A 23,865-nucleotide genomic window follows, 5' to 3' on the forward strand; every position below is an offset into this window, starting at 1 on the left:
GATCGTCACGACCCCACATTCGCCACCGTCAGCGGCGCATTTGGCCACTGGCCGCGGATCGCGGGTGAATACATCGCCTCGACCCGCGTCGGCGGCAACGAGAAGCGGCCCGAGCCGTTCAGGCGCACGACATATTCGACCGCATGGGTGCCCGCGGGCATCCAGCCGAAATAGCCGCGCCAGCTGTCGCGGCCGCGCTCGACATAGCTTGGCTGCGCGCCCGATCCGCCCGCTTGGCTGCCCAGCATTTCGGACTGGCCGCCGAGGTTGCCGACGATCGTGGCGCCGGGGGCGACCGGATCGTTGATCACGACCCACGTCCGGCCCGCGGCCGCGACGACCTCGATCCGGATCTTGATCACGTCGCCGCGCGTCAGGCGGTCCTTGTTCGCCGCCTTGACGATGCTCACCGAGCGCTTGATCCGGTAGCCCGCGTTGAGCGGTTCCTTGAGCGGCACTGCCGCCTTGACGCTGACCGTGGCCCAAGGCGCCCCGCTACCTTGGTGGTTGAGGCTCATCGTCGCGGCATTGAGCGCAACGCGCAGCGGTAACGGCGTTTCGGCCGGCAGCGGCCAGCTTTGCGAGGCGCTGGCGCCCGCGAGACTGACGTTGGTGACGCCGGTGATCGCATTTGCCGGATAGAGTTCGGCGAAGCGGCGGACGGTGACCGCGCCCCACGCGTTGGCGGGGGTGGTGTCCCAATGGCCCTTGCGCTGGCGCTGGGCGACGCCGACCATCAGCTTGCCCGCGTCATCCTCCCAGCCCTGGCGTCCGAGGACAGCTTCCAAGGCCTTGATCGCCATTTCGTCACCGCTGGTCATCATCCACCAGGGCGCGCGGGCGTCGTCAACGAGATCGAGGCGGGTGCCTTCGTAGACGAGGCGCTTGCGCAGCTCGGCTTCGGCGGCGGTGCGTAGCGCGGGGGCGTTCCGCACCCCCGGCGTCTTTTCGATCGCCACCAGCCAGTCGGCGAGCGTACCGGTCGCCATGTCGACCGGCGCGACGTCGATCGCGGCGACCAGTTGCGGGCCCGCAGCATTGTTGCGGGCGAGCGCCGCCAAGGCCGCGATGCGGACGGGGCGGATGTCCCAGGGACCGTAGCCCTTGCGGGTCATACGCCCTTCGACCACAGCCTGCAACGCCCCCACCATCTTGGCCTTCGACGCTTCGGGGATCGCATAGCCGTTGGCCGCGGTGATGCTGAGCACATAGGCGGTGAGTTCGATGGAGCCCTCCATCCGCTCGTTCGGCCAGTAACGCAGTAAGCCGTCACCATCGAGATAGGTCGGCATTGCTTCGGCGAGCGCCTGCCAGCGACCGATATCGCCGAGCGCGATGGCGCGCGAGGTTGACTGTTCGAAGCAGGTGTAGGGATAGGCAGCCATATAGTCGCGCACCCCCGACAAGGGCGGCGCGAGCGTCCCGGCGAGCGCGACATCGACATAGCCGCCGGGCAAGGCGCCCGCGGGGATGGCGATCGGCAGCGTGGTGGCGGGGCCGACGCGGAACAGGCTGGCAGCCCAGGTTTCGACCGGGACGGCGGGTTCCACCTGCTGCGCAAAGACCAGCCGGTCGCGCTGCTTGCCGCCCTTCGCCACCGCATCGACCGTCCATTCGATCGGACCGGTGGTTTCCGGGGCGGTCATCGCCCAGCTGATCGGTACCGCGCCGCCCGCCGGGATGGTGACGATGAGTGGGGGCGCGGTCGCGACCGCGGGCGACAGCGTAGCGGTTGCAGTAACCTCCATCGCCCGGTCGGTACCGTTGCGCAGCGTGAAGCGCGCATCGTAACTGTCGCCGGTGCGCACCAGTTCGGGCATCCCTGCAAAGATGCCCAGATCCTGCACGGTGCGGACGGTCGTTTCACCGGTGCCAAAAAACTGTGCCCCATCGGTAGCGATCGCGACGAGGCGGAAGCCCGACAGATTGTCGCTGAGCGGGACGTCGACCGTCGCACGGCCCTTCGCGTCAAGCGGGACATTGCCCCTCCAGAGCAGCACGGGGCGGAAGTCCTCGCGCGTCAGCCCCGACAGGTCGCCGCCGCCACCGCCGCCGGGTTCGAGCGCCTTGCGGCCATAATGGCGCTTGCCCACGACCTGCATCTGTGCGGTCGAGGTCAGCACGTCGAGGGTGCGTTCGCCCATCATCGCCTCGATCAATTTCCAGCTTTCGTTGGGGGCGAGCTGGAGCAAGGCTTCGTCGACCGCGGCAAAGGCGACGTCGGCGTTTCGGGGCGCCTTGCCATCGGGGGTCTTGACCTCGATGCTGGCCTTGGCGGTGTCACGCACGGCGTAGGTTGCCTTGTCGGCCTTGACCTTGACGCCGAGCTGATGGCCTTCCCAGCCGACCTTGATCCGCGCGATGCCCATACGGTAACTGGGCTTGGCGAGATCGACCAGCGCGGTCGGCGGGGCGCCTTCGCTGTTTTCGACCTGAAAACCGACCGCGCGCTTCATCTTGCGGAACCAGCTTTCGCCGCCGGTGACGCGGCCGCGCACCGCCATCACCGAGACATAGACGTCGGGCGCATAAGTCGCGGGCAGCTTGACCTTGACCACCGGATTGGTGCCCTTGAGCGGCACGACAAAGCTGGAGAGCACGCCTTCGCGTTCGACGGTAACAAGCGCGGTCGCTTCGCGGAACGGCATGCGCACCTGGAAGCTGGCGGTGTCGCCCGCGGCGTAGCGCGGTTTTTCGGCGATCACGTCCATGCGGTCGCCATTGTCGCCGCCGAACCACCAATCATCGTCGCCCGCGAGCCAGACCGAGCGGACGGCGCGCGCTTCGTTGCCGTCAGCGTCGGTTGTGGTCGCGACGACGGTGACTTCGCCCGAGATCCCCGGCGCCATCGCGCACCGTGCGCGGCCGAGCCGGTCGGTGGTTGCGGTGCAACTGGCGGGGAGCTTTGTCGTCCGCATCTGGTTGTCATAGGCGTAGAAGCCGCCGATCAGGCGGCGCCGCGCGGTGATGGTCTCGCGGCTGTAGAGCGCGACCGACACGCGCTGGCCCGCAATCGGCTTGCCGTCGAGGTCGAGCGCGATGAAATTCAGCTTGAGATCATTGTCGCGCATCAGCCAGCCGTCGGTCTTGAGCCCGAGGCGAACGGCGGACGGGTAAAGCGTGATGCGGCGGCTGGAGGTCAGGGTTTCGCCATTGGCATCCTCATAATCCATTTCGGCGGCCATCACCGTCGGTTCGGTGATCGGCTGGTCGACCGTCACGCTTGCGGTCGCGGCACCGTTGGCATCGAGTTTGAGCGGCACCGAGCGCGCCAGCGGCAGTTCGGCGGCGGGTTCGTCGCCGCTGTCGTCGAGCTGGATGACGCCTTCCTTGACTGGCTGGCCGTCGAAATCCCAGTCGCGATAATCTTGCGGAGGCGACCAGCTGGCGCGGAAATTGGTGCGCAGTTCGACCGGGATGTTGGGCGCCGGGCCGCCCGACAGATAGCCGACAAACAGGCTCAGCGGCACCGTCGCGGGACGGACCAGCGCGGTTTTGGGGCCGGTGATCGTCGCCTTCATCGTCGGCAGGCGATATTCGTCGACCTTGACCGACTGGCCCGACCAGATCGACTTGTCCTCGCCCTTTTTGTCCTTGGTCACAAAGACCAGTTCGTAATCGCCCATCGGTGCGGAGGCGGGGACGTTCCACACGCTGTCACCGCTGCCGCCGGTGCTGATCGCGAAGGGCATTTCGAATTCGGTGTCGGAGCCGCGGTGGACGAGGCGCAGCTTGCCCGCGAGTGGTTCGGGGGTGCGGAAGCCGAGGCCGACGGGGCGGCGCAGGATATGTTTCATGTGGACCGTCTCGCCCGCTTTCACGAGTGCGCGGTCGAAAACGGTGTGGAGGATGTCCTCGCGATCCGACCAGCCGTAAGGAAGATCGAAATCATAGGGGCGGAGGCCATTGCCCCAGTCGGTCAGCGTAAAGCTGAAATCGTCGCCCGACCGCGCGCTGACTATCAAGGCGTGGCCGTCGCTGTTGGCCGTGTCGGGATTTTCTTCGCAGCTCGACCAGGTTTCGGGCTGTGGTAGCCCGGCGGGGAAGGCGAGGCGCCCCGCCTTGTCAGCGGTGCCGCGCGCGAGCAGGCGGCCGGTGCAGCTGTCGGTGACGCGGATGTCGGCGCCCGCGACGGGCAGGCCGGTGTCGAGCGACGTCACCCAGGCGAGCGAGGCTTCGCGGCCCCATTTGAAATGCACCGCCATGTTGGTGACGAGCGCGGCGGTCGCGACGTAGCGCGTCGCCCGGCGCCCGAGCAGCGCGGCGCCGAGTTCGGGGCTGGCGATTTCGACGACGTGAAATCCCTTTTCGCCGAGCGGGATGCCGACGACCTCGAACTCCTTGCCGCCGGCGGGCGGGGTCAGTTGCAGGTCGCGGCGCTCGCCGCCCGCGGGGGCGCCCGCAAACACCGATTGGCTGCCGGTGTGGTTGACCGTGACGTCCTTGCCGGTGCGGTCCTTTTCCTCGCGATAATCGGTGTTGTCGGCGTCGGCGACGCGTTTCAGCCAGCGCGCGACCGCGGCATCGTCATTGCCGACGCGCAGGGTCGCGGCGGGCATTTTGAGGTTCGACTGGACCAGACTGCTTTCGACCGCGCGCACGGTGACGGGCAGGACGCCGCCCTCGCCCGCTTCGAGGATACCGAATTCGGCGGCGAATTTGACCAAAGGCGGGGCGCGGTCGATGTGGAATTTCAGCGGGAAGTTCGACTGGTTCTGCAACTTGCGGCCGCTCTGGTCGGTGACATCGGCGGGGAGGACGAGCGTCGCGTCGACATTTTGCGGCAGCGGGCCAGCAAAGCGGACGCTGGTGAGATACGCGTCATTCTTGTCGTTGTCGGCGACTTTGGGGGTCAGGCGCTTGCCGTCGGCGGTCGTCAGCGTCGCGGCGAGCGCGGTGTCGCGCGCGACCGGGGCGGCAAAGACCAATGTCACATCCTTGACCGGGTTGCATCCCGCCTGCGGATTGACGCGGCTGCATGCCATGCGCGCGGTAAAGGCGGCGCGGACATCGTGGTCGAAACGCTGGTCGCGCCCGGCGGTGCGCGCGGGAACCCCGGCCTGCTGGATCCGCGCGTCCCAGACGAGCGCCATCTCGCGCCCGGGGGGCAAGGGGCGGCGACATTTGACCGGGACAACGCGGTCGAGCAACGCGTCGCGGTCGGCGCCCGCGGCGGGCAGGCGCAGCGGCAGTCCGGCGTCATAGGCGAAGGACTGCCGCGACCAGCTGTTGTCGCCGAGCCCGGTCAATATCTCGGTCGCGATCTCGCGCGGCAGGACATCGAGCGGGATTTTCTCGCCGATGCCGTCGACCGCGCAATAGCCGAAACGGCCGACCGAGGCGCGGTCGGCGGCGACGTTGGTGGCGACGAGGAATATCTGGTCCTCTTCGATGCCGTCGCCCGAGCCACCCGCGAGCACGGCACGCGCCGAGGGGCCGCCGGTGTCGAGCGCGAAACGGTCGTTCCCCGCGACGGTGATGCCGCGCGCCGTTTTGAGCCCATTGCGGAGCTCGACATGACAGCGCAGGCCGCCGGGCAGCGGTTTGTCGAATTCGAGCACCCAGGTGCGGGTGTCGACCCAACGACCGGTCGCGGGGAGTTTGCAGTCGTTGGTCGCGGGCGCGGCGGCGCGCGGATCGCCGAGCGGCACCATATCCTCGGAAAAACGCAAGGTGAAACGGGTGATCGTGCCGTCGCCGGTGCCCGAGCTGCCGGGGGTGGCAAGGGTCACTTGCGGCACGGTGTCGGCGGTCGCGGTCGCCGCCATCGCAAGACCGAGCGGGACAATGAGCGCCAGCTTTGCCTTGCCTGCGAGTCCCGCCGCCAGCGCGCGCCAACCCTTGCCCATCCCCGACTCCCCGCTTTGGTCCCAATGTCTATCCTGCTGGAAACAGGGGGCCGAGTCCACCCGTTGCCGCGTACCGGGAACGCTTAGCCGCGGTTCAGGAAAAGGCTGTGACCGCGGTCATAGACAGCGGCGGAATATCAGCGCGCGAGCATCGGGCCGAGCTTCCGGCCGGCAAAGATATGGACGTGGAGGTGCGGGACTTCCTGGTGGCTGTCGAGCCCGGTGTTGGCGAGCAGACGATACCCCGGCTCGACCAGCCCCGCATCGCGCGCGACCTGGCCGACGGCGCGGACAAAACCGGCGATTTCGGCGTCGCTGGCGCGCGCCGAAAAATCGTCCCAGCTGACATAGGCACCCTTGGGAATCACGAGCAGGTGGAGCGGCGCCTGCGGGTTGATGTCGTGGAACGCGAGGGCGAATTCATCGTCATAGACGGTCTTCGACGGCAGCTCGCCGCGCAGGATGCGGGCAAAGATATTGTTGTTGTCATAGGGCTGGGTGGCGTCGATCGGCATGGTGGCTCCTTAGGGCTGTCGGCTGGCTTTTTCGGCGTGGCCCGAGGTGCCGTGGCGGCGGGTGAGTTCGGCGGCGATCGCGTCCCACGTCAGTCCGCGTTCGGCGAGCAGGATCGAGAGGTGGAAGACAAGGTCGCTGGCTTCGCCGATCAGCGCCGGGTCATCCTCGCTGACCGCAGCGATGACGGCTTCGACGGCTTCCTCGCCCAGTTTCTGCGCGATCTTGCCGCGGCCTTTGGCGACGAGACCGGCGACATAGGAGGCCTCGGCTTCGCCCGCGGCGATCCGGTCATGAATCACCGCCTCCAATCGCCCCAGCGCCTCGCCCATTGCCTTGCTCATCCGCGCGCTCCTTTGCGAGCGTGACTAGCGACCCGGGCGCGTGCCGACAAGCGCCGCCGAGCAGAGGCGGTCCGCGCTGCACGGACAAAAAAAAGGGCCGTTCCCGGAGGAACGACCCTTTCATTTCCGGTGGGACCGAAAATCAGGCCTGACGGGTTCCCGTCATCGCCATCGATCCGAAAGCGCCCGCCTTGATCGTGCCGGTCAGCGTGTCGCCGTCGATCGTCGCCTCGCATTCCAGCGTCATCGGCATCGGCACCTTCATATTCATGGTCCAGGTCAGCTTGTTTCCGTCAACCTTGCCGTTTTCGACGTCGAGCGCCCCCATCGCCCCGGCGTTCGATCCGGTGAAGCTGTCGCCGTCGCTGTTGACCGTGAACACCGACTTCTGGTCGCCCATCGGCGATTTTGTTACGCAATCATAGCTGCCATCTACGGACATCGAAGCTCTCCTTACTGAAATCAATGTTAATTAGCTGGAGCTGCTGTTTCCACCGCCAGACCCAATCCGTCAAGCTGCGGTTTGACCACCGCCGCATCGCCGACAACGACATAGACGAGGTCGTCGGTGCTGAGCGCGCGCCGCGCCGCCGCATCGATTTCAGCCGCGGTCATCGCCTCATAGGTCGCCGGCAGCGTTTCGTAATAATTATCGGGCCGCCCGAATTTGACGATGTTGCGGAGCCCCGCCAGCACATCGGTCGAAGTTTCGAAACTGCCGGGCAGTTCGCGCACGCTGCCGTTGACGGTGCGTTCCAGTTCGGCCTGCGACACGCCCTTGTCGGTCAGAAAGCTTTTGAGGTCGCTCTGCAGTTCCCTGATCGAATCGCCGGTCCGGTCGGCCTGCACCGGCGCCACCGCGACCCAGCTCAGCCGGTCGGTCTCGCCCGAAATTCGCGTCCGTACGCCATATGACCAGCCTTTGGTTTCGCGCAGGTTGGTGTTGAAGCGCGACAGGAAATTGCCCCCGAAAATATCGTTGGCCGAGCGCAACACTTCCAGGCTGTCACGCCCCTTGGCGTCGAGAACCTTGCCGGCAAGAATCACCGACTGCGGCGACTTGGGCCGGTCGAACAAGACGATACGCGGCCGCGGGGCGGGAATGGCGATGTCAAAATTCTTGACCGGCTTCGCCGTCGCGGGTGCTTTCCATGCGCCCAGGCTGGCATCGAGCTGTTTCTTCACCTCCGCCAAGGTCGTATCGCCGACGACGAAGATCCGCGCATTGTCCGGACGGATCCACGTTGCATGAAAAGCCGCCAGCTGCTCGCGAGTCGCCGCTTCGACCGCCTTGGCATCGCCCAGACCCGACGGCGGAATGCCATAGGGATGGTCGGCGCCATAGAGCATCGGCGCCATGAGCCGCGATGCAATCGCGTTCGGATTGTTCATCTCCGCCTTCAGGCGGTTGAGCTGCTGCGCCCGCACGCGCTCGAGTTCCTTCGCGTCAAACGCGGGGTTGCGGATATAATCGGCGAGCAGCGTCAGCGAAGCGCCCAGATTGGGCTTGAGCGCGAACAGGCTGAACACGGTCTCGTCGGCGTTCGCGGTGCCGCTGATTTGCGCGCCCAGCCGTTCCTTCGCCTCGGCAAAGGCGATCGAGTTGAGCTTGGTCGTGCCTTCGTTCATCAGGTTGAGCATCAGCGACTGGGTACCAAGCGCATCGTGCGGATCGGCGGCGTAGCCTGCGTCAAAGCTGACCGCGACATTCACCGTCGGCACCGTCGTGCGCCGCGCGAAAACGACCTCGATCCCGTTCTTCAAACGGGTGCGTTCGATGTCGGGAAATTCGAGCGCGGTCAGGTCGGCCACTGCCGGCCATTGCGAGCGGTCGGCGATCGAGGTCGCGTCGCCGATCCCGGTGTCGGGGCCGATGTCTCCCAGATCGGGGTTCCAGTAACGATCGGGCGCGACCGCCATCGTCGCTTTGCCCCCCGTCACCGCGCCGCCGCGATTCTCGCCACCTTCGGTGCGTTCGCCGGGGGTATAGGTCAGCGAAAAGGCCGGGCGCGACATCCATTTGCGCGCGGTCGCCGCGACCTGTTCGGGGGTCGCCTTCGCCATGCGGTCGAGTTCGACTTTGTAATAGGCCGGATCGTTCGAATAGAGCGCGCCCTCGGCCAGCGTCACCGCCTTGCCGCCAAAGCCGCCCACCGATTCAAGCCCGGCGATCGTCCCGCCCAAATAGCTCGCGGCGGCACGTTGCAACTCGTCGGCGGTCGGGCCGCTTGCCAGGAATTTCGCGATTTCCGCGTCCAGCTTTTTGCCGACCGTATCGACATCCGTGCCGGGCTTTACGTCGGCCTGCACGATCAACAGGCCGGCATCTTCAAAGCTCTGGGCAAAGGCGCCGACACTGACGGCCACCGGATCGGTGCGGACCATCGCATTGTCGAGCCGCGACGACGACAGCCCGCCCAGCACCGCGGTCGCCATCTGTAGCGGCACCGCTTCGGGGTCGTTCAGACCCGGGATCGCCCACATGCGATAGACACGCGGGGTCGGGATCAGATCCTTGACCTCTTTCGCCAAGGGTGCGGGCAAGGTCGGGACCGACGTCGCGGGCGCCTTGACATCGGCGCCGCGCGGGATGTCGCCGAACCAGTGCTGCACCTTGGCCTTTGCCGTCGCGACATCGATGTCGCCAGCCAGTACCAGCACGGCATTGTTTGGACCGTAATTATCGGTGAACCATTTTTTTACATCGTCGAGGCTCGCTGCATCGAGGTCGGCCATCGAGCCGATCGTGCTGTGGTGATAGGGGTGTCCCTTGGGAAACAGATTCTCGAAAATCTCGTAACGCAGCAGGCCAAAGGGATTATTGTCGCCCTGGCGCTTTTCATTCTGGACGACGCCGCGCTGGTTATCGAGTTTTTCCTGCGTCACCGCGCCGAGCAGATGCCCCATGCGGTCGCTTTCGAGGAACAGCGCGAGATCGAGCGCTCCGGTCGGAACGGTTTCGAAATAATTGGTGCGGTCGACATTGGTCGTGCCGTTGAAGTCGGTCGCGCCGACCTGTTGCAGCGGCTCGAAAAAATCGTCGGGAGCGTTTTCCGACCCGTTGAACATCAGGTGTTCGAACAAGTGGGCAAAACCGGTCTTTCCTTTCGGCTCGTGCTTCGACCCGACGCGATACCATACCGACACTGCGACGACCGGCGCCTTGCGGTCCTCGTGGACGATCACCCGCAGGCCGTTGTCGAGCGTGAAGGCTTGGTGCGGGATATCGACCGCTTTTACCAGTTCGGCGATCGGCGCCGGAGCGGCGGCTTTGCTCTGGGCGATGGCGGGGGCTGCGGCGACCAGCGACGTGGTGGCCGCCAGGGCAAGCGCGAGACGATGGAAACGGGGCATGGCATCCTCTTGGATTACGGACGCAGGCCTGAATCAACCTGCGCGCGACCGTGTGCCGGACGGCACTGTATCAACGGTTTAGGACAGTCGCCCGCACCTTTCAAGGGCGATAGAATCGGGCGCCGCTCGCTTTCAGCGCTGCCGGGTCAAACAGCACCGGCTTCAACTGGTGCCGCACGAACAATGGTGCCTGATCGTTATAGTGCGGGCTGGCCGGGCGCGTCGTTGCCGCACCGAATGGCTGGATCGATTCCGACCGCACCCGCCCCTGCCGGTCCCAGGTAACGAACATGATGAAACTGTCGCCGTGGCGCACCTTCAGCCGCCCGTCGGGCTCGGCATCCCACAGCGTCGAGGCGCGTACCGTGTCGTTGCCGCCGTCGAGCGGCAAGTCGACGCGCGATGCGCCTTCGCCGTGCCGGAGGCGCAGAACAGTGCCGAGCCTGGGGTCCAGACCGCCAAAATGGTCCTGCAGGTGCGCGACGGTTTCGCTCAGCACTTCGCGCGGGTCGGGAGGGGCGCGGCGCTGATAATGGCGACCGTTGGCAGGGCGCAGCACCATGAGCGCCAGCGCATCGCCCCTGCCCTTGCCGTCCAGATTCCAGTCCCATTTGCGAAGCAGATCCTGCGCCCGCGCGAGCGCCGGGTCGCCTTTGGTGTCGAGCGCCAGCAGCCGGTCCATCCACGCTTTGGCATAGCCGGTCCTGGCGTAGGCGGTATCATATTTGATCGCCTTCAGCCGCGCCTCGTCGATCCGGCCAGACTCCTCGAACAGTTCGATCAGCCGCGTGGCGCGGTTGGTCATATCATCCTCGATCCCGAGCAACGGCGAAAAGGCGGCCGCGTCCAGTTCATCGCCCGGTCCCGCCGCCACCCACGGCGTGTTGTTGGCGTTCATCACATAGCCCGAACGCGGATTGACCAGCGCCGGAACACGGTCGAACGGCAGGGTCTTGGTCCACAGCGCCGTCGATGTGTCGCCGGGCAGCGTCGCCCGCCAGTTGAACCCCGCCGGACGGTCGGGGAACATCGCGTTGTAGAACAGGGCGATATTCCCTTTGGCATCGGCATAAATAAAATTGGTCGCGGGTACGCCCTGCCCTGCCATCGCGGCGCGCCATTCGGCAAAATCCTTGGCCTTGTTCAGCCGATAATATTGGGTGACCATGTTGGCCTGGTCGATCCCCGCATAACGGATCGCGAACGCGCCTTCGTCATTTTTCACCACCGGCCCGTGAACCGAGCGATAGACGGTGCGCGGCACCGGCAGCACGAACGGCCCGAACTTGACCTTGAGCCAGATCCGCTTTTCCTCCAGCGGGCGCCAGGCGCCGTCGAACCGGTACTGCTTACCGCTTTCGTCGAGCGCCAGCCGGTACACGTCGATCAGGTCGGGCCGATTCACCGTGTTGGTCCAACCGAGATATTTGTTGTGGCCAAGGAAGGGATAGGGCGAGCCGGGGAAGTTCGCCCCCGCGAAATCCCATCCTTCCTCGCTATGCACCACCAGTTCGTACCACGCGACGCCGCCCGTCCACGGCTGGTGCGAGTTCGACACCAGCCGTGTCGCGCCATCGGTCGAGCGCCCCGGCGCGACCGCCATCGCGTTCGATCCGTTGTCGGCCGGGTCGCGGCCGACCGGCGTCAATCGATCGGCAGGATCACTCCCGACCGGGGCCGGTTCGCGCGGGATGAGCTTGCCCGTCGCGTCGAGCGCGGGGCCGCCCTCGCGGCCGACCGGCTTGCCCTCGACCAGCGATCCCAGCACCGAATCGAGCCCGAAGAAAAAGGGCGAGCGCAGCACGAAGCCCGCGACGACATCTTCGCCGGTCACCGGGAACAGCCCCGATAGACGCACCTCGCCCGGATGCTTGTCGGCATAATGGTTGAGCCCGGCGGCATAAGCGGTGAACAGCGCCCTCACATCGGCGGGCAGGCGCGGCCAGTCGCGCGCGGTCGTGGCGCGCACGTCGAGCAGCGCGGCGGCATAGTCGACCTTTGCGCCATCTTCGCCGAGCATCGCCCCGGCGCGCCCGCGCGTCATCGCCAGCACTTCCTGCAGCGTCGAAAAATCATCCTCGGCATGGGCATAGGCGACGCCATAAGCGACGTCGGCATCGGTCTTGCCAAAGATATGCGGCACGCCGAAACTGTCGCGCGCGATGCGGACATCCTGCGGCTTGAACGTCGGCGCGGTTGGCGCTTCGGCGGTCAGCGGTTCCCAAAGCGCCAGCGAAACCGCGGCAACGACGATCAGCCCCAGCAACCCCAGCACAATCCGTCGCAGCATATCCGGTCCTTTTCGCGTCGCGCGTGGCGGCTGTGTGACCGCCATGTCGTCGGAAGGCAAGCGGCTGTCGTTCGTCGAGCCGAATTTGCGATCCGGGGCAACCCCGCTATCAAGACGCCATTGTTTCAACCGGGGAATCTCCATGTATCGCAAAAGCCTGCTTCTCGCCGCCTGCCTGTCGTTCACGCTCGCCTCGCCCGCCATCGCGCGAAATGTGACGGGCTCGGGCATCGCTCCTGCCACCGTTGCGAACAGCGCCGAGCGGCCGATCGGCTTTGCCGCCACCGCTTCTGCGGGCGGCGCGCTCGTCGTGCTGATGACCGACGCGGCACTGCCTTCGCTCGACGGGGTGGTGCTGGGCGATGCGGAGCGGCAGGCGCTTGGCGCTGCCATCGCCGCCGCGTCTTTCGACGCCAAGGCCGGATCGACACTGTCGCTGCGCGGCATCGGCGCTTTCCCGCGCATCCTGCTCGTCGGCACCGGCGCGGCGCCCACCGCGCTCGCACTTGCTGAGGCGGGCGGCAAGGCAGCGCAGGAACTGAAAAACGAAGCGCATCCGGTGACGATCGCCGGGGCGTCGAACGATACCTCGGCCGCCGACGTCGCCTATGGTTTCGCGCTCGGCCAATATCGTTTCGACCGGTACCAGACGGTGGGTAAGAAAACCCCGCCCACCGGCGCGGTTACCATCCTCGCCGCAAACCCGGCCGCCGCCGAATCCTTTTTCGCCAGCCGTGGCAAGCCGCTCGCCGACGGGGTCCGTCTGTCGCGCGACCTGGCCAATGAACCGGCGAACGTCATCTATCCCGAAAGCTTTGTCGCCGAAGTCCGCAAGGCTTTTGCCGGAGTCGCGGGCGTGAGCATCGAGGTGCTCGACGAAGCCGCGATGCGCCGGCTCGGCATGGGCAGCATCGTCGGCGTCGGGCAGGGCAGCCCGCGGGGGTCGCGCATGATGCTGGTGCGCTATCGCGGCAGTGGCGCGCCCGATGCGCCGCTGGCGCTGGTCGGCAAGGGCATCACCTTTGACAGCGGCGGCATTTCGATCAAACCCGCGGCGGGCATGGGCAATATGAAAGGCGACATGTCGGGTGCCGCGTCGGTCATGGGCGCGGCGCTGTCGCTCGCCAAATCGCGCGCACCGGTGCATGTCGTCGCGGTCGCCGCACTCGCCGAGAATATGCCCGACGGCAATGCCCAGCGCCCCGGCGACGTCGTCCGCAGCATGTCGGGCAAGACGATCGAGGTCGTCAACACCGATGCCGAGGGGCGGCTGGTGCTGGCCGACGGGGTCGAATATGTCGCGCGGCAATATCGCCCGCACAGCATCGTCACCGTCGCGACGCTGACCGGCTCGATCGTCGGCGCCCTGTCGGACCAATATGCCGGCCTGTTCGCCCGCGGCGACGCGCTGGCAGATGGCCTGCTCGCCGCCGGCACCACCAGCGGCGAGGAATTGTGGCGGATGCCGCTGCACAAAAACTATGCCGAGCGGGTCAAGTCCGACATCGCCGATATCCGTAACAGCGGCGGCGATGGTCCGGGCGCCAGCCTGGGGGCGCATTTCGTCGGCTTTTTCGTCGACGAGGCGACCCCCTGGGCCCATCTCGACATTGCCGGGGTGAACCGCAGCGAAAAGACCAGCCCGCTGGTACCCAAGGGCATGACCGGCTTTGGTGTCCGCCTGCTCGACGCCTTTGCGCGCGGCGGGAAATAAGCATGGCAAGCCCCTTGTGTTGTATAATGGCAACACTATCTCTCGGTGAGAGAAAGGGGCTTACCTAGATGAACCTCGAAAAATTCACCGACCGCGCCAAGGGCTTTTTGCAGGCGGCGCAGACGATCGCGATCCGCCTGAACCACCAGCGGATCGGCCCCGAGCATATCGCCAAGGCGCTGCTCGAGGACAGTCAGGGCATGGCGGCGGGGCTGATCGCGAACAGCGGCGGCGACGCCGCGCGCGCCGTCGCCGGGATCGATGCCTTGCTCGCCAAGGTTCCCGCGGTGTCGGGGTCGGGCGCGCAGCAAACGCCGGGGCTCGACAATGACGCCGTACGTCTGCTCGACCAGGCCGAACAGGTCGCCGCAAAGTCAGGCAACGAGTTCGTCGCGGTCCAGAATATCCTGCTCGCCATGGTGCTGGGCAGCGGGACCCCCGTGGGGAAGGCGCTCGCCGATGCCGGTGTGACACCCGAAGCGCTGAATGCCGCGATCGCCAAGCTGACCGGCGGCCGCGCCGCCGACAGCGCCTCGGCCGAAGACCGCTATGACGCGCTCAAGAAATTCGCCCGCGACCTCACCGAGGTGGCGCGCGAGGGCAAGCTCGATCCGGTGATCGGCCGCGACGAGGAAATTCGCCGCACCGTCCAGATCCTCGCGCGCCGTACCAAGAACAACCCGGTGCTGATCGGCGAACCCGGCGTGGGCAAGACCGCGATCGCCGAGGGGCTGGCGCTGCGCATCGTCAATGGCGACGTGCCCGACAGTTTGAAGGACCGCCGCCTGCTCGCGCTCGACATGGGCGCGCTGATCGCGGGCGCCAAATATCGCGGCGAGTTCGAGGAGCGCCTCAAGGGCGTGCTCGACGATGTGAAGGCCGCCGCGGGCGAGATCATCCTGTTCATCGACGAGATGCACACGCTGGTCGGCGCGGGCAAATCCGAAGGCGCGATGGACGCATCGAACCTGCTCAAGCCCGCCTTGGCGCGCGGCGAGCTGCATTGCATCGGCGCGACGACGCTCGACGAATATCGCAAGCATGTCGAAAAAGACCCCGCGCTGCAGCGGCGCTTTCAGCCGGTGTTCGTCGGCGAACCGACGGTCGAGGATTCGATCTCGATCCTGCGCGGGATCAAGGAGAAATACGAGCTGCACCACGGGGTGCGGATCACCGACGGCGCGATCGTCGCCGCCGCGACGCTGTCGCACCGCTATATCTCCGACCGTTTCCTGCCCGACAAGGCGATCGACCTGATGGACGAAGCAGCGAGCCGCATCCGCATGGAGGTCGAATCCAAACCCGAGGAGATCGAGAGCCTCGACCGCCGCATCATCCAGATGAAGATCGAGGAGGCGGCGCTCGGCAAGGAGAGCGACGCCGCGTCGAAGGACCGGCTCGCCGCGCTCCGCGCCGAACTCGCGAACCTCGAACAGCAGTCGGCCGAACTCACGCAGAGGTGGCAGGCCGAAAAGGACAAGATCCACGCCGAGGCGAAGATCAAGGAAGAACTCGACGCCGCGCGCGGACAGCTCGAACAGGCCCAGCGCGCGGGCGACCTCGCGAAGGCAGGCGAGCTAAGCTACGGCACCATCCCCGCGCTCGAAAAGCAGCTTGCCGACGCCGAAGCCGCGGCGGGCAATGCGATGCTGCGCGAGGAAGTCACCGCCGACGACATCGCCGCGGTGGTCAGCAAATGGACCGGCATCCCGGTCGACCGGATGATGGAAGGCGAGCGCGAAAAACTGCTTTCGATGGAAAGCACGCTCGCGAAACGCGTGATTGGCCAAGACGAGGCGGTGCGCGCCGTATCGACCGCGGTGCGCCGCGCCCGCGCCGGCCTGCAGGATCCGAACCGCCCGCTCGGCAGCTTCCTCTTCCTCGGCCCCACGGGAGTCGGCAAGACCGAACTGACCAAGGCGCTGGCGCGTTTCCTGTTCGACGACGACAATGCGATGGTCCGCATCGACATGTCCGAGTTCATGGAAAAGCACAGCGTCGCGCGCCTCGTCGGCGCGCCTCCGGGCTATGTCGGCTATGAAGAGGGTGGCACGCTGACCGAGGCGGTGCGGCGCCGACCCTATCAGGTCGTGCTGTTCGACGAGGTCGAAAAGGCCCATGCCGACGTCTTCAACATCCTGCTGCAGGTGCTCGACGACGGACGCCTGACCGACGGGCAGGGGCGCACGGTCGATTTCACCAACACGCTGATCATTCTGACGTCGAACCTCGGCAGTCAGGCGATCGCCGCGCTTCCCGACGACGCTCCGGTCGAGCAGGCCGAACCCGCTGTCATGGAAGTCGTGCGCGCCCACTTCCGGCCCGAGTTCCTCAATCGCCTCGACGAAATTGTGCTTTTCAACCGCTTGGCGCAGCAACATATGGCCGGCATCGTCGATATCCAGGTCGCGCGGGTGCAGAAACTGCTCGCCGATCGCAAGGTCACGCTCGACCTGACCGATGCCGCGCGCGCGTGGCTCGGCCGGGTGGGCTATGACCCCGTCTATGGCGCACGACCGCTGAAGCGCGCGGTGCAGAAATATCTGCAGGATCCGCTGGCCGACCTGATCCTGAAGGGCGAGGTTAGGGACGGATCAACAGTCCGGGTCGATGAAGGCGACGGAGCGCTGGCGTTGACGCCGAGTTAAACGCACGGGTCAGCACGTTCCTGTGGCGCGACAGTCTCCCGCCTTGCTGGTCATGGCATCCATCGTTTCGCGGGAGTTTTGATTGCCCCGCGTCCACGCCTGCTTCCACTGTTCATTGGTTCGGCAAACTCGCGCCTTTTTTACCAATGACCCGATTTCTTCTATTTTGCGGCATTTGATATATTGCGGGTGACTGGACGCAAGTCCTTGGTTAAAAGTGCGAATTTCGGCATTGGTCATCTCTGACGGAACCTGTTCCGGCGGCGTGCGATCTGCGCTTGCTGTCGTTGCGCCCGGCGACGATACCAGCACCAGAATAGACATCAGCAGCGGCATCACCGGCATCCCTGGCTACACGGCGACCTTCAATGGTCAGCGTGGTTCGGCATGAGACATCAAATCCTGTTGGGGTTCAACCGAATTGCTCCAGCCGCGCGCCAGGGTTTCCATCGTATCGCGTGCGTCCAGATTGCCTTTGTTGGACGAAGCGATCCACTGCGCGTTGGTGCGACACACGCGGTTCTTTTTGACCAGTGATCCCGATTCCGGGATGCGACGACATTTGATATAGTCGGGATCGGTCATGGTCCGCCCCTCGTTATAGGCGTCGATTTCCTTGCCCGTCATTTCCGACGGGATTCGCGGTGCCGGATTGGTTTCACTGGCACCCGCGCCGGACACGCCAGCCAGAAAGACTCCGATCAACAATATCCGCATATCATCACCTCGCGTTTTTGGGTCAGTTTGAATTGCCCGCCTTACTCGTCATCGCCTCTGTTGTGTCCCGCGCATTTTGACTGCTGTTGGCGATAACCTCTTTCCATTTTGCATTCGTGCGGCAGACGCGGTTCTTTTTCACAAGCGAGCCGATTTCCACGGTCTTTCGACATTTGATGAAGTTGGGATCACTTGGCGCAAGCCCTGCATTATGCGCGTTAATTTCGGTTGGCGTCATCGCCGACGGTGTCTTCGGGGGCGGCGCGCTTTCTTCGGCAGCAAGGGCAGCCGGCGCCACTATCAACGCCGCCGCAATCAGTGCAGTCAGGGACTTGGCCATTTATATTCCTCCTCGATAGCAGACCCTGTCTGTATCACGCGCATCCGACAGATATAGCCTGAATCGGACGCCGCACGATCGGCTTTGTCGAGCTCCAAGAGCTGCGTCCTTGTCCATCACTTGGGACTGTCTTGCGCTATAGGACCGTAAATGTTCGGCGAGTCCAGCGAACGAGGTCATGGTAAAATGCCGTTGGCAAGGTCAGCGTATCGGCATCAATCGCTACCCAACATATAGCTGGCTCCGCTCGCCTTGCTCGACATGGCCTCGACGGTGGCCCGGGCGTTCTGGCTGCTGTTCGCAATGACCTCCCGCCACTTGGCATTGGTTCGGCAAACGCGGTATTTTTTGACCAGCGAGCCGGTTTCCAACACCTTGCGGCATTTGATGTAATCAGGGTCGGCCGGTGCCAGAGCTGCGTTATGGGCGGCAATCTGTGTTCGCGTCAGGGTGGACGGCATTTCTGCTGGAGCCGCCTTTTCCTGGGCGCCAACGGCTACAGGCGCCGCGATCAGTGTGGCAGCAACGAGCACAGCCGACGACGTCCCCATAATCATTCCTTCTCGCAACATGACGGATCCACTACGCCCAGCAATATGTTGGGGCCCTTTGGTCACCAAGCGAATTTGCGTCCCGGGTCATTTTCGCGGCAACGAAGGATCGGGTGATGCGAGATTACCGGGGTACAGCATATCCCGACTGGTCTGCTGCGGCAAAATAGCGCGTCAAAAGTTCGCGTTCGTGGGCGCTGAGATGCGGGTTCCAAACATCCAGAATCAGGACCGCACGCAGTTCGTCGCTATCGTTCCACGCCTCATGCTCAATCGTGTCATCAAAGGCAAAAGCCTGACCCTCGATCCACTCGCGGGTCTCGCCGCCGACCCGAAAGCCGCAGCCGGGCGGGACGATCAGCGGGAGATGAACGATGGCCCGCGTATTCGTGACCCCGGTGTGGGGCGGAATACGGGTATGCGGTCGAAGCAGCGAGAAAAAGGCGCTCGGCGCGCGCCCGGCTATCCGCGCACCCGGCACGGCGGCCAACGCGGCCGCCGTCGACGGACAACGGTCGAGTACCGGCCGGTTCGGTTCGCCATATTCCCACAGAAAGCAGGCGCTCCAATCGAGCTGGTGATCGAGCGCCGACCAGATCGAGTCGGGGGTGCCGGCCTCCATCCTGACGTAAGGACGCAGGGCATCACCCGGATCGGCAAGCAGCGCTTTCAGCTCGCCGCGGATCGCCGCGGTCTGTGCTTCGAGATTGGCAAACCACGGGAAATGATGGCGATCGAAATACTCATCGGCGGGCAAAAACGGATAGTGAACGCCGGCGCATTCGTTCCGATAAATGCGGCGCCTGCCCAACGCAGCCGCGACAAAGGCGTCTCCCCGGCGCACCTCCGTTTCGGATAAGTGATCGCGCATGGGAGCAAGCGCAGCGGTGACGTTGTCCAACATGGTTCCAGTCGCGGTGTCGACAAAGGCTTCGCCCTGTTCGAGCAAGGCGGCGATTGGCGGAGGTACCGTTTCCAATTGCGCGCCCAGCGCGAGAGCCGCACTCCATGCCGACAGCGCCTCGCCCAGATCCTGCCGCGCCTGATGGCGTTCGGCCTTCCGCAGCCACGCCATCAAGTCGCGCCGGTCGATTGCCAGCGCAGCGTCGAGCGCCTTCAACTCATTGGCGTCATCACCGAGCGCGCGGTGTACCGAAGCCAGATTGCGCCGCAGCGCTCCCGATCCCGGATCGGCGCTGATCGCGTCGGTGAAATGGGTGATCGCAGCGGTGAAGTCACCCGCCTGAAGCGCGGCCAGACCCAGCCTGTTGGCTTCGACGGCGGCGGCGGGCGGAGGAGGGGTTGCCATGTCGTCATGCTTGCCATCGCACCGCGCAATCGGCAAGGTTCAACGATGACCGGGTTATCCGCCGCAAGCACCCTAGTCCGCGACGCCACGTGGCTGGCGCACCGTTACGACCCAGGCCATGATGCCTTTCATTTTCGTCATGTGGCGCGCGAACGGCGAAGCGAAGTTCCATTTCTGACCGATGACTATCTTGGTCACGAGGCGGGTCCAATTGTCGTTGAACGCAACGACTGCGCGACCGCGATCGCGGGCCAACAAGTTACGCCGCTACATTTCCTGTTTCATTCAGCATATTGCGCCTCGACAATGCTGGTGCAGGCAATTGGCCAGCCCGGGATCGCGACCGGCCTTTCCGAACCGGTGCTCCTCAATGACATGGTTGGCTGGCGCCGCCGCGGTGCCGACCCCCGCCAGCACGGCCGGGTGATGCATGACGCGCTGTCGTTGCTGGGACGAGGGTTCGGCGGCGATCATGCCGTCGTCATCAAGCCTTCGAATATCTTCAATCCGCTGGCACGGGGCGCAATGACCTTGCGGCCGGAGGCGCGCGCGTTGTTGCTCTACGCCCCGCTACGCGCGTTTCTGTTGTCGGTAGCGCGAAAGGGGCTGGGCTGTCGCCTGTGGTGCCGCGAGTTGCTCGAGAATTATCTTGCCGACGGCTTCGTAACCTTTGGCTTCGACGCGCGCGCATATTTTCGGCAATCGGATCTGCAGATCGCCGCGGTGGGCTGGCTCGCGCAGCAACAGGCGTTCGCGGCGCTCGCAGCATGGACACCCGAGCGTATCGCGACGCTCGACAGCGAGACCCTGACCCGTGCGCCGGGTGACGCAGTCGCCGCGGCCATGGCGCACTATCAAATACCAATGGCAGATGACATCATTTCGGGTAACCCGGCGCTGTCGCGCAACAGCAAATCAGGCGCGCCTTTTGTCGCCGGCGAACGCCAGCGCGATCTGGCCGCTGCCGAAGCGGCATACGGAGCCGAGATCGACCAGGTCGTAGCCTGGGCGTCGGTCTTGGCCGAGCAAGCCGAGATCCCGCTAACGCTACCGCAACCGCTCGCACTGCCCTGAAGCAGGATTGGCAGGCGCCCCGATGCCCGCCGCATCGGGGACCAAAGAAAAGGGGCGGACCTTGCGGCCCGCCCCCAGTTCTTGCGAAAGCGCGAAGCGACTAGAACTTCAGCTTCGCCGACACCGCATAACGGCGGCCCAGCGCGTCGTAGGTCGACGGATAGGTGTTGCCGCTGTTGTAGGTAGTCGAACCGATCGTGTTGCCCAGGATCGGCGGCTGCTTGTCGAGCAGGTTCTGCACCGTGGCGGTGAACACCAGGTTCTCGCTTACGTTGAAACGCCCGGTCAGGTCGAAGTAATGCGCCGACTTGACCTTCAAGAACCGCGGATCAACCGAGTTAGCCGGACCACCGTCATCGATGATCTGCTGCGGTTCGAATTCGACACCGTCGATCCAGCGCCACAGCAGCGACAGATCGACCTTGTCGAAGCCGAGCGTGAAGCGCTGCGAGAACTGAAGTTCCGGCTGGATCGAACCGGTGAACGAGCAGTTAACGCTATAGTATCCAACGCACTCGCGATCGATCGAGGTTGCCAGATTGACGTCCGACCTGAACCTGGACGAGTTGGTCCAGTTACCCACGAACGACCAGTCAAGGCTGGCAAAGCCAAGATCGGTGTTCCAGTTCATCAACAGATCGATGCCGTCGGTGAACAGGCGGCCATTGTTATTCGTCTGACCGAACAGGCCGGGTGTGATGGCCGGATCGCCGTCAAGACCACCGGTGAACGGGTTACGACGAATGATCGTGCACGACGGGTCGGTTGCGCTTGCCGCCGTGAGATTCCCGAAGCAGGTCGAGATGATGTCGCCGGGCAGCGGCGCACCGATCACGTTGTTGATCTTGATGTTATAATAATCGATCGACATCGAGAAACGCGGCAGGAACGACGGCTGCAGCACTGCACCAATGGTCCAGGTATTCGCCTTTTCCGGCTGCAACGCCAGGCTGCCACCAACGGTGATGTTCGCCTGTGCTGCCGTCGGATTGGTGATGCTGCCGATCGTGCCGACCGGAGCACCCTGTGCCAAGCAGACGGCGCGCAGGTTGGCATTGGTCGTCGGCGCTGCACCGGCACAGGGGTCGATCCCCAGGTTGGTCAGGCCAACGGTCAGCGGCGTGAACAATTCACCGATGTTCGGAGCACGAACCGCGCGGCTGTAATTGCCGCGAAGCTTGAAGCCATTGACCGGAGTCCAGCTGCCGCCAGCCTTCCAGGTCCAAGTGTCATAACCGGCCGCACCCCGGATGCTGTAATCCGAATAGCGGATGCCGGCTTCGAGGGTCAGATTTTCGAAGAAGGGTTTGTCTTCGATCAGCGGCGCGACGAGTTCGGCATAGGCTTCATAGACCGCATACTGACCGTCGATATCGGGGGCTGCACCGCCGGCGCCGCCGAGTTCACCCGGGGTTTTGGCGAGCAAATCCGATGCTTGCTGCGCACGATATTTCCGGTGTTCGCCGCCGATTGCGAAACCGATCGGCTGAACCGCGCCCGGCGAAGTAAAGCCGAGATCGCCCGAGATGATCGCGCGAACCTGCGCCAGCGAAGTCCGGTTGGTCGTCGAGCTGTTTTCCGACAGATAGTCGGCCATCGCCGGCGTGATCGACCCTTCGGGCCCGAACAGGTTGACGGGGACGCACCCGTTGGTGTTGTTCTGACAGGTCGTGGTGTTGTCGGCCAGCGATGCCTGGCGGAAACGCGACTGCAGGGTGTAGTTCTTGATCGTCTGGATATTTTCCGATTCGCCGTACGAACCTTCGATGTTCCAGTCGATCGTATCGGTGATGCCGCCGCGGGCGCCGACGCGATAATCGAAGAACGTCGTCTGATAGTCGCTGATACGCGGACCAACTTCCGGCGTCCGGCGGTTGAGCGTCACGGTGACTTCGCGATAGTTCGGATCGGTCCGTCCGGTCGCGGTCGCCGCGGCGGCGCATTCTGCCGTCGAGAAGCGAGGCGTGTAAACGCCTTCCGTCGTTGACGTGTTGAACGCACAGAACTGGCTACGCAGCGCCGCCGGCAGGAACGGATTGTTGAGGTTCACCGTTACGGTGCCGCCGAACGAACCCGACGGAGCGATGATCGTCGACACGGTGTTCTTCGAGAACATGCCGCGCGCATAGACTTCGATCGCGTCGGATACTTCGTAATTGCCCTGACCGTAGATGTTAAAGCGCTCGAAGGGCGTCTGGAAGATGTTGAACGGGTTGAAGTTGTAAGTGGCGAAGGTGCCGACGGCTTGTCCAGCGGCGTTGATCTGACGAACGCCTCCGTTGGCAACGGCAGGATCGGTGCTCGGCAGACCGGTCACCGGATCGATCGGGCGGGTACCCGAAAAACGCGACGGAACGCTGGTGCCGGAACCGAAGAAGGTGTTCGAATAGCTGTCGAGCGTGTCCAGCGAGAACGAGCGCGCACCCTGATACACAGGGTCTGCCTGCTGGTAACCGATGCTCAGCACGGCGTTACCGCGGCCATCGTCGAAGTTGGCACCGATGGTCGCATCAACGCGGAAGATATTGCCGTCGCCACGCTCGGTGATCTGTTCCGAAGCGGTGACTTCCAGACCGGCGAAATCGCGCTTGGTGATGAAATTGACCACGCCGGTGATGGCGTCGGCGCCATAGGTCGTCACGGCAGCGCCGGTCAGGGCATCGACGCGCTCGATCAGCGCCAGCGGAATGTTGTTGAGGTCGACACGGCCCAGAGGATCCGACGGGGCGATGCGATTGCCGTTGAGCAGAACGATATTGCGGACCGAACCCAGGCCGCGAAGATCGACATAGGAGGCGCCGGCGTTGCCGTTGTTGACCGCCGAACCGATGTTCGGAACGACGCCGGGCAGTTCACGCAGAACTTCTTCCGCGGTGTTCGACTGCTTCAGTTCGATCGTGTCTGCCGTCGTCACGTTGACGGGCGTCGACTGCTCAAGGTTCGGATTGCGGATCAGCGTACCGGTCACGACGATTTCGCCGCCGGTGGTCGCGCTGTCCTGCGCGTCCTGCGCATAGGCAGGAGCCGAGGCCAGGGCCACGCTCAGTACGAGCGGCGCGGCGCCTAGCTTCAGCTTGGAATATTGGGTTTTCGTCACAGTGCAGTCCCTTGCTACTGGTGGAATGGATTACCCGAGTCCTTGTTTTGTCGGCGCACGCCGAC

At 64.7% G+C, this 23,865-nt stretch carries 15 protein-coding genes; 3 read left to right on the plus strand and 12 right to left on the minus strand.

The genetic code is table 11. The features are described from left to right. Positions 1-5: 5 nt before the first annotated feature. The 6 genes from IR187_RS11880 to IR187_RS11905 all read right to left on the minus strand — a co-directional run bounded on the left by IR187_RS11880 (position 6) and on the right by IR187_RS11905 (position 12,350). Entirely contained in the window at positions 6-5,849 is a 5,844-nt protein-coding gene (locus tag IR187_RS11880) for an alpha-2-macroglobulin family protein (RefSeq protein ID WP_194954831.1), read from the minus strand. Between the two features lie 137 nt (positions 5,850-5,986). Further along, a complete protein-coding gene (locus tag IR187_RS11885) occupies positions 5,987-6,364 on the minus strand; it encodes a histidine triad nucleotide-binding protein (protein WP_194954832.1) in 378 nt (125 codons plus the stop codon). A 9-nt stretch (positions 6,365-6,373) separates the two neighbouring features. Further along, positions 6,374-6,706 carry a phosphoribosyl-ATP diphosphatase gene (locus tag IR187_RS11890; protein WP_194954833.1) on the minus strand — a complete coding sequence of 111 codons (333 nt, stop codon included), beginning with the start codon at positions 6,704-6,706 and terminating at the stop codon, positions 6,374-6,376. 142 nt (positions 6,707-6,848) lie between these two features. Further along, entirely contained in the window at positions 6,849-7,148 is a 300-nt protein-coding gene (locus tag IR187_RS11895; protein WP_194954834.1) for a hypothetical protein, read from the minus strand. A gap of 26 nt (positions 7,149-7,174) precedes the next feature. Beyond that, positions 7,175-10,060, minus strand: coding sequence for a M16 family metallopeptidase (locus IR187_RS11900; RefSeq protein WP_194954835.1), 2,886 nt, complete (start codon positions 10,058-10,060; stop codon positions 7,175-7,177). Positions 10,061-10,160: 100 nt separating this feature from the next. After that, positions 10,161-12,350 carry an acylase gene (locus IR187_RS11905; RefSeq protein ID WP_194954836.1) on the minus strand — a complete coding sequence of 730 codons (2,190 nt, stop codon included), beginning with the start codon at positions 12,348-12,350 and terminating at the stop codon, positions 10,161-10,163. A gap of 142 nt (positions 12,351-12,492) precedes the next feature. Between IR187_RS11905 and IR187_RS11910 the strand changes: the two genes are divergently transcribed. After that, positions 12,493-14,064, plus strand: a complete 1,572-nt coding sequence (locus IR187_RS11910) for a leucyl aminopeptidase (RefSeq protein ID WP_194954837.1) — start codon at positions 12,493-12,495, stop codon at positions 14,062-14,064. A gap of 68 nt (positions 14,065-14,132) precedes the next feature. After that, on the plus strand, positions 14,133-16,712 hold the full coding sequence (clpB, locus tag IR187_RS11915; RefSeq protein ID WP_194954838.1) for an ATP-dependent chaperone ClpB: 2,580 nt from the start codon (positions 14,133-14,135) through the stop codon (positions 16,710-16,712). A gap of 9 nt (positions 16,713-16,721) precedes the next feature. On the opposite strand, the gene IR187_RS11920 is transcribed toward clpB, so the two are convergent. The 5 genes from IR187_RS11920 to IR187_RS11940 all read right to left on the minus strand — a co-directional run bounded on the left by IR187_RS11920 (position 16,722) and on the right by IR187_RS11940 (position 19,629). After that, on the minus strand, positions 16,722-17,048 hold the full coding sequence (locus IR187_RS11920; RefSeq protein ID WP_194954839.1) for a hypothetical protein: 327 nt from the start codon (positions 17,046-17,048) through the stop codon (positions 16,722-16,724). 36 nt (positions 17,049-17,084) lie between these two features. Then, the gene (locus IR187_RS16860; RefSeq protein WP_228765884.1) at positions 17,085-17,297 is read right to left on the minus strand and encodes a hypothetical protein; all 213 of its coding nucleotides are present in this window, start codon (positions 17,295-17,297) and stop codon (positions 17,085-17,087) included. 154 nt (positions 17,298-17,451) lie between these two features. Next, complete coding sequence (locus tag IR187_RS11930) at positions 17,452-17,769, minus strand: hypothetical protein (RefSeq protein WP_194954841.1); 318 nt, start codon at positions 17,767-17,769, stop codon at positions 17,452-17,454. Between the two features lie 215 nt (positions 17,770-17,984). Beyond that, entirely contained in the window at positions 17,985-18,320 is a 336-nt protein-coding gene (locus IR187_RS11935) for a hypothetical protein (RefSeq protein ID WP_194954842.1), read from the minus strand. 124 nt (positions 18,321-18,444) lie between these two features. After that, entirely contained in the window at positions 18,445-19,629 is a 1,185-nt protein-coding gene (locus IR187_RS11940; protein ID WP_194954843.1) for an aspartyl/asparaginyl beta-hydroxylase domain-containing protein, read from the minus strand. 45 nt (positions 19,630-19,674) lie between these two features. On the opposite strand from IR187_RS11940, the gene IR187_RS11945 reads away from it, so the two are divergent. Beyond that, positions 19,675-20,703: a hypothetical protein gene (locus IR187_RS11945; RefSeq protein WP_228765886.1), complete on the plus strand. Its 1,029-nt coding sequence runs from the start codon at positions 19,675-19,677 to the stop codon at positions 20,701-20,703. A gap of 100 nt (positions 20,704-20,803) precedes the next feature. Here IR187_RS11945 and IR187_RS11950 read toward each other — a convergent pair whose 3' ends face one another. Then, entirely contained in the window at positions 20,804-23,800 is a 2,997-nt protein-coding gene (locus IR187_RS11950) for a TonB-dependent receptor domain-containing protein (protein ID WP_194954844.1), read from the minus strand. Positions 23,801-23,865 lie beyond the last annotated feature (65 nt).

The organism is Sphingopyxis solisilvae (assembly GCF_015475875.1).
GTDB classification, from domain to species: Bacteria; Pseudomonadota; Alphaproteobacteria; order Sphingomonadales; family Sphingomonadaceae; genus Sphingopyxis; species Sphingopyxis solisilvae.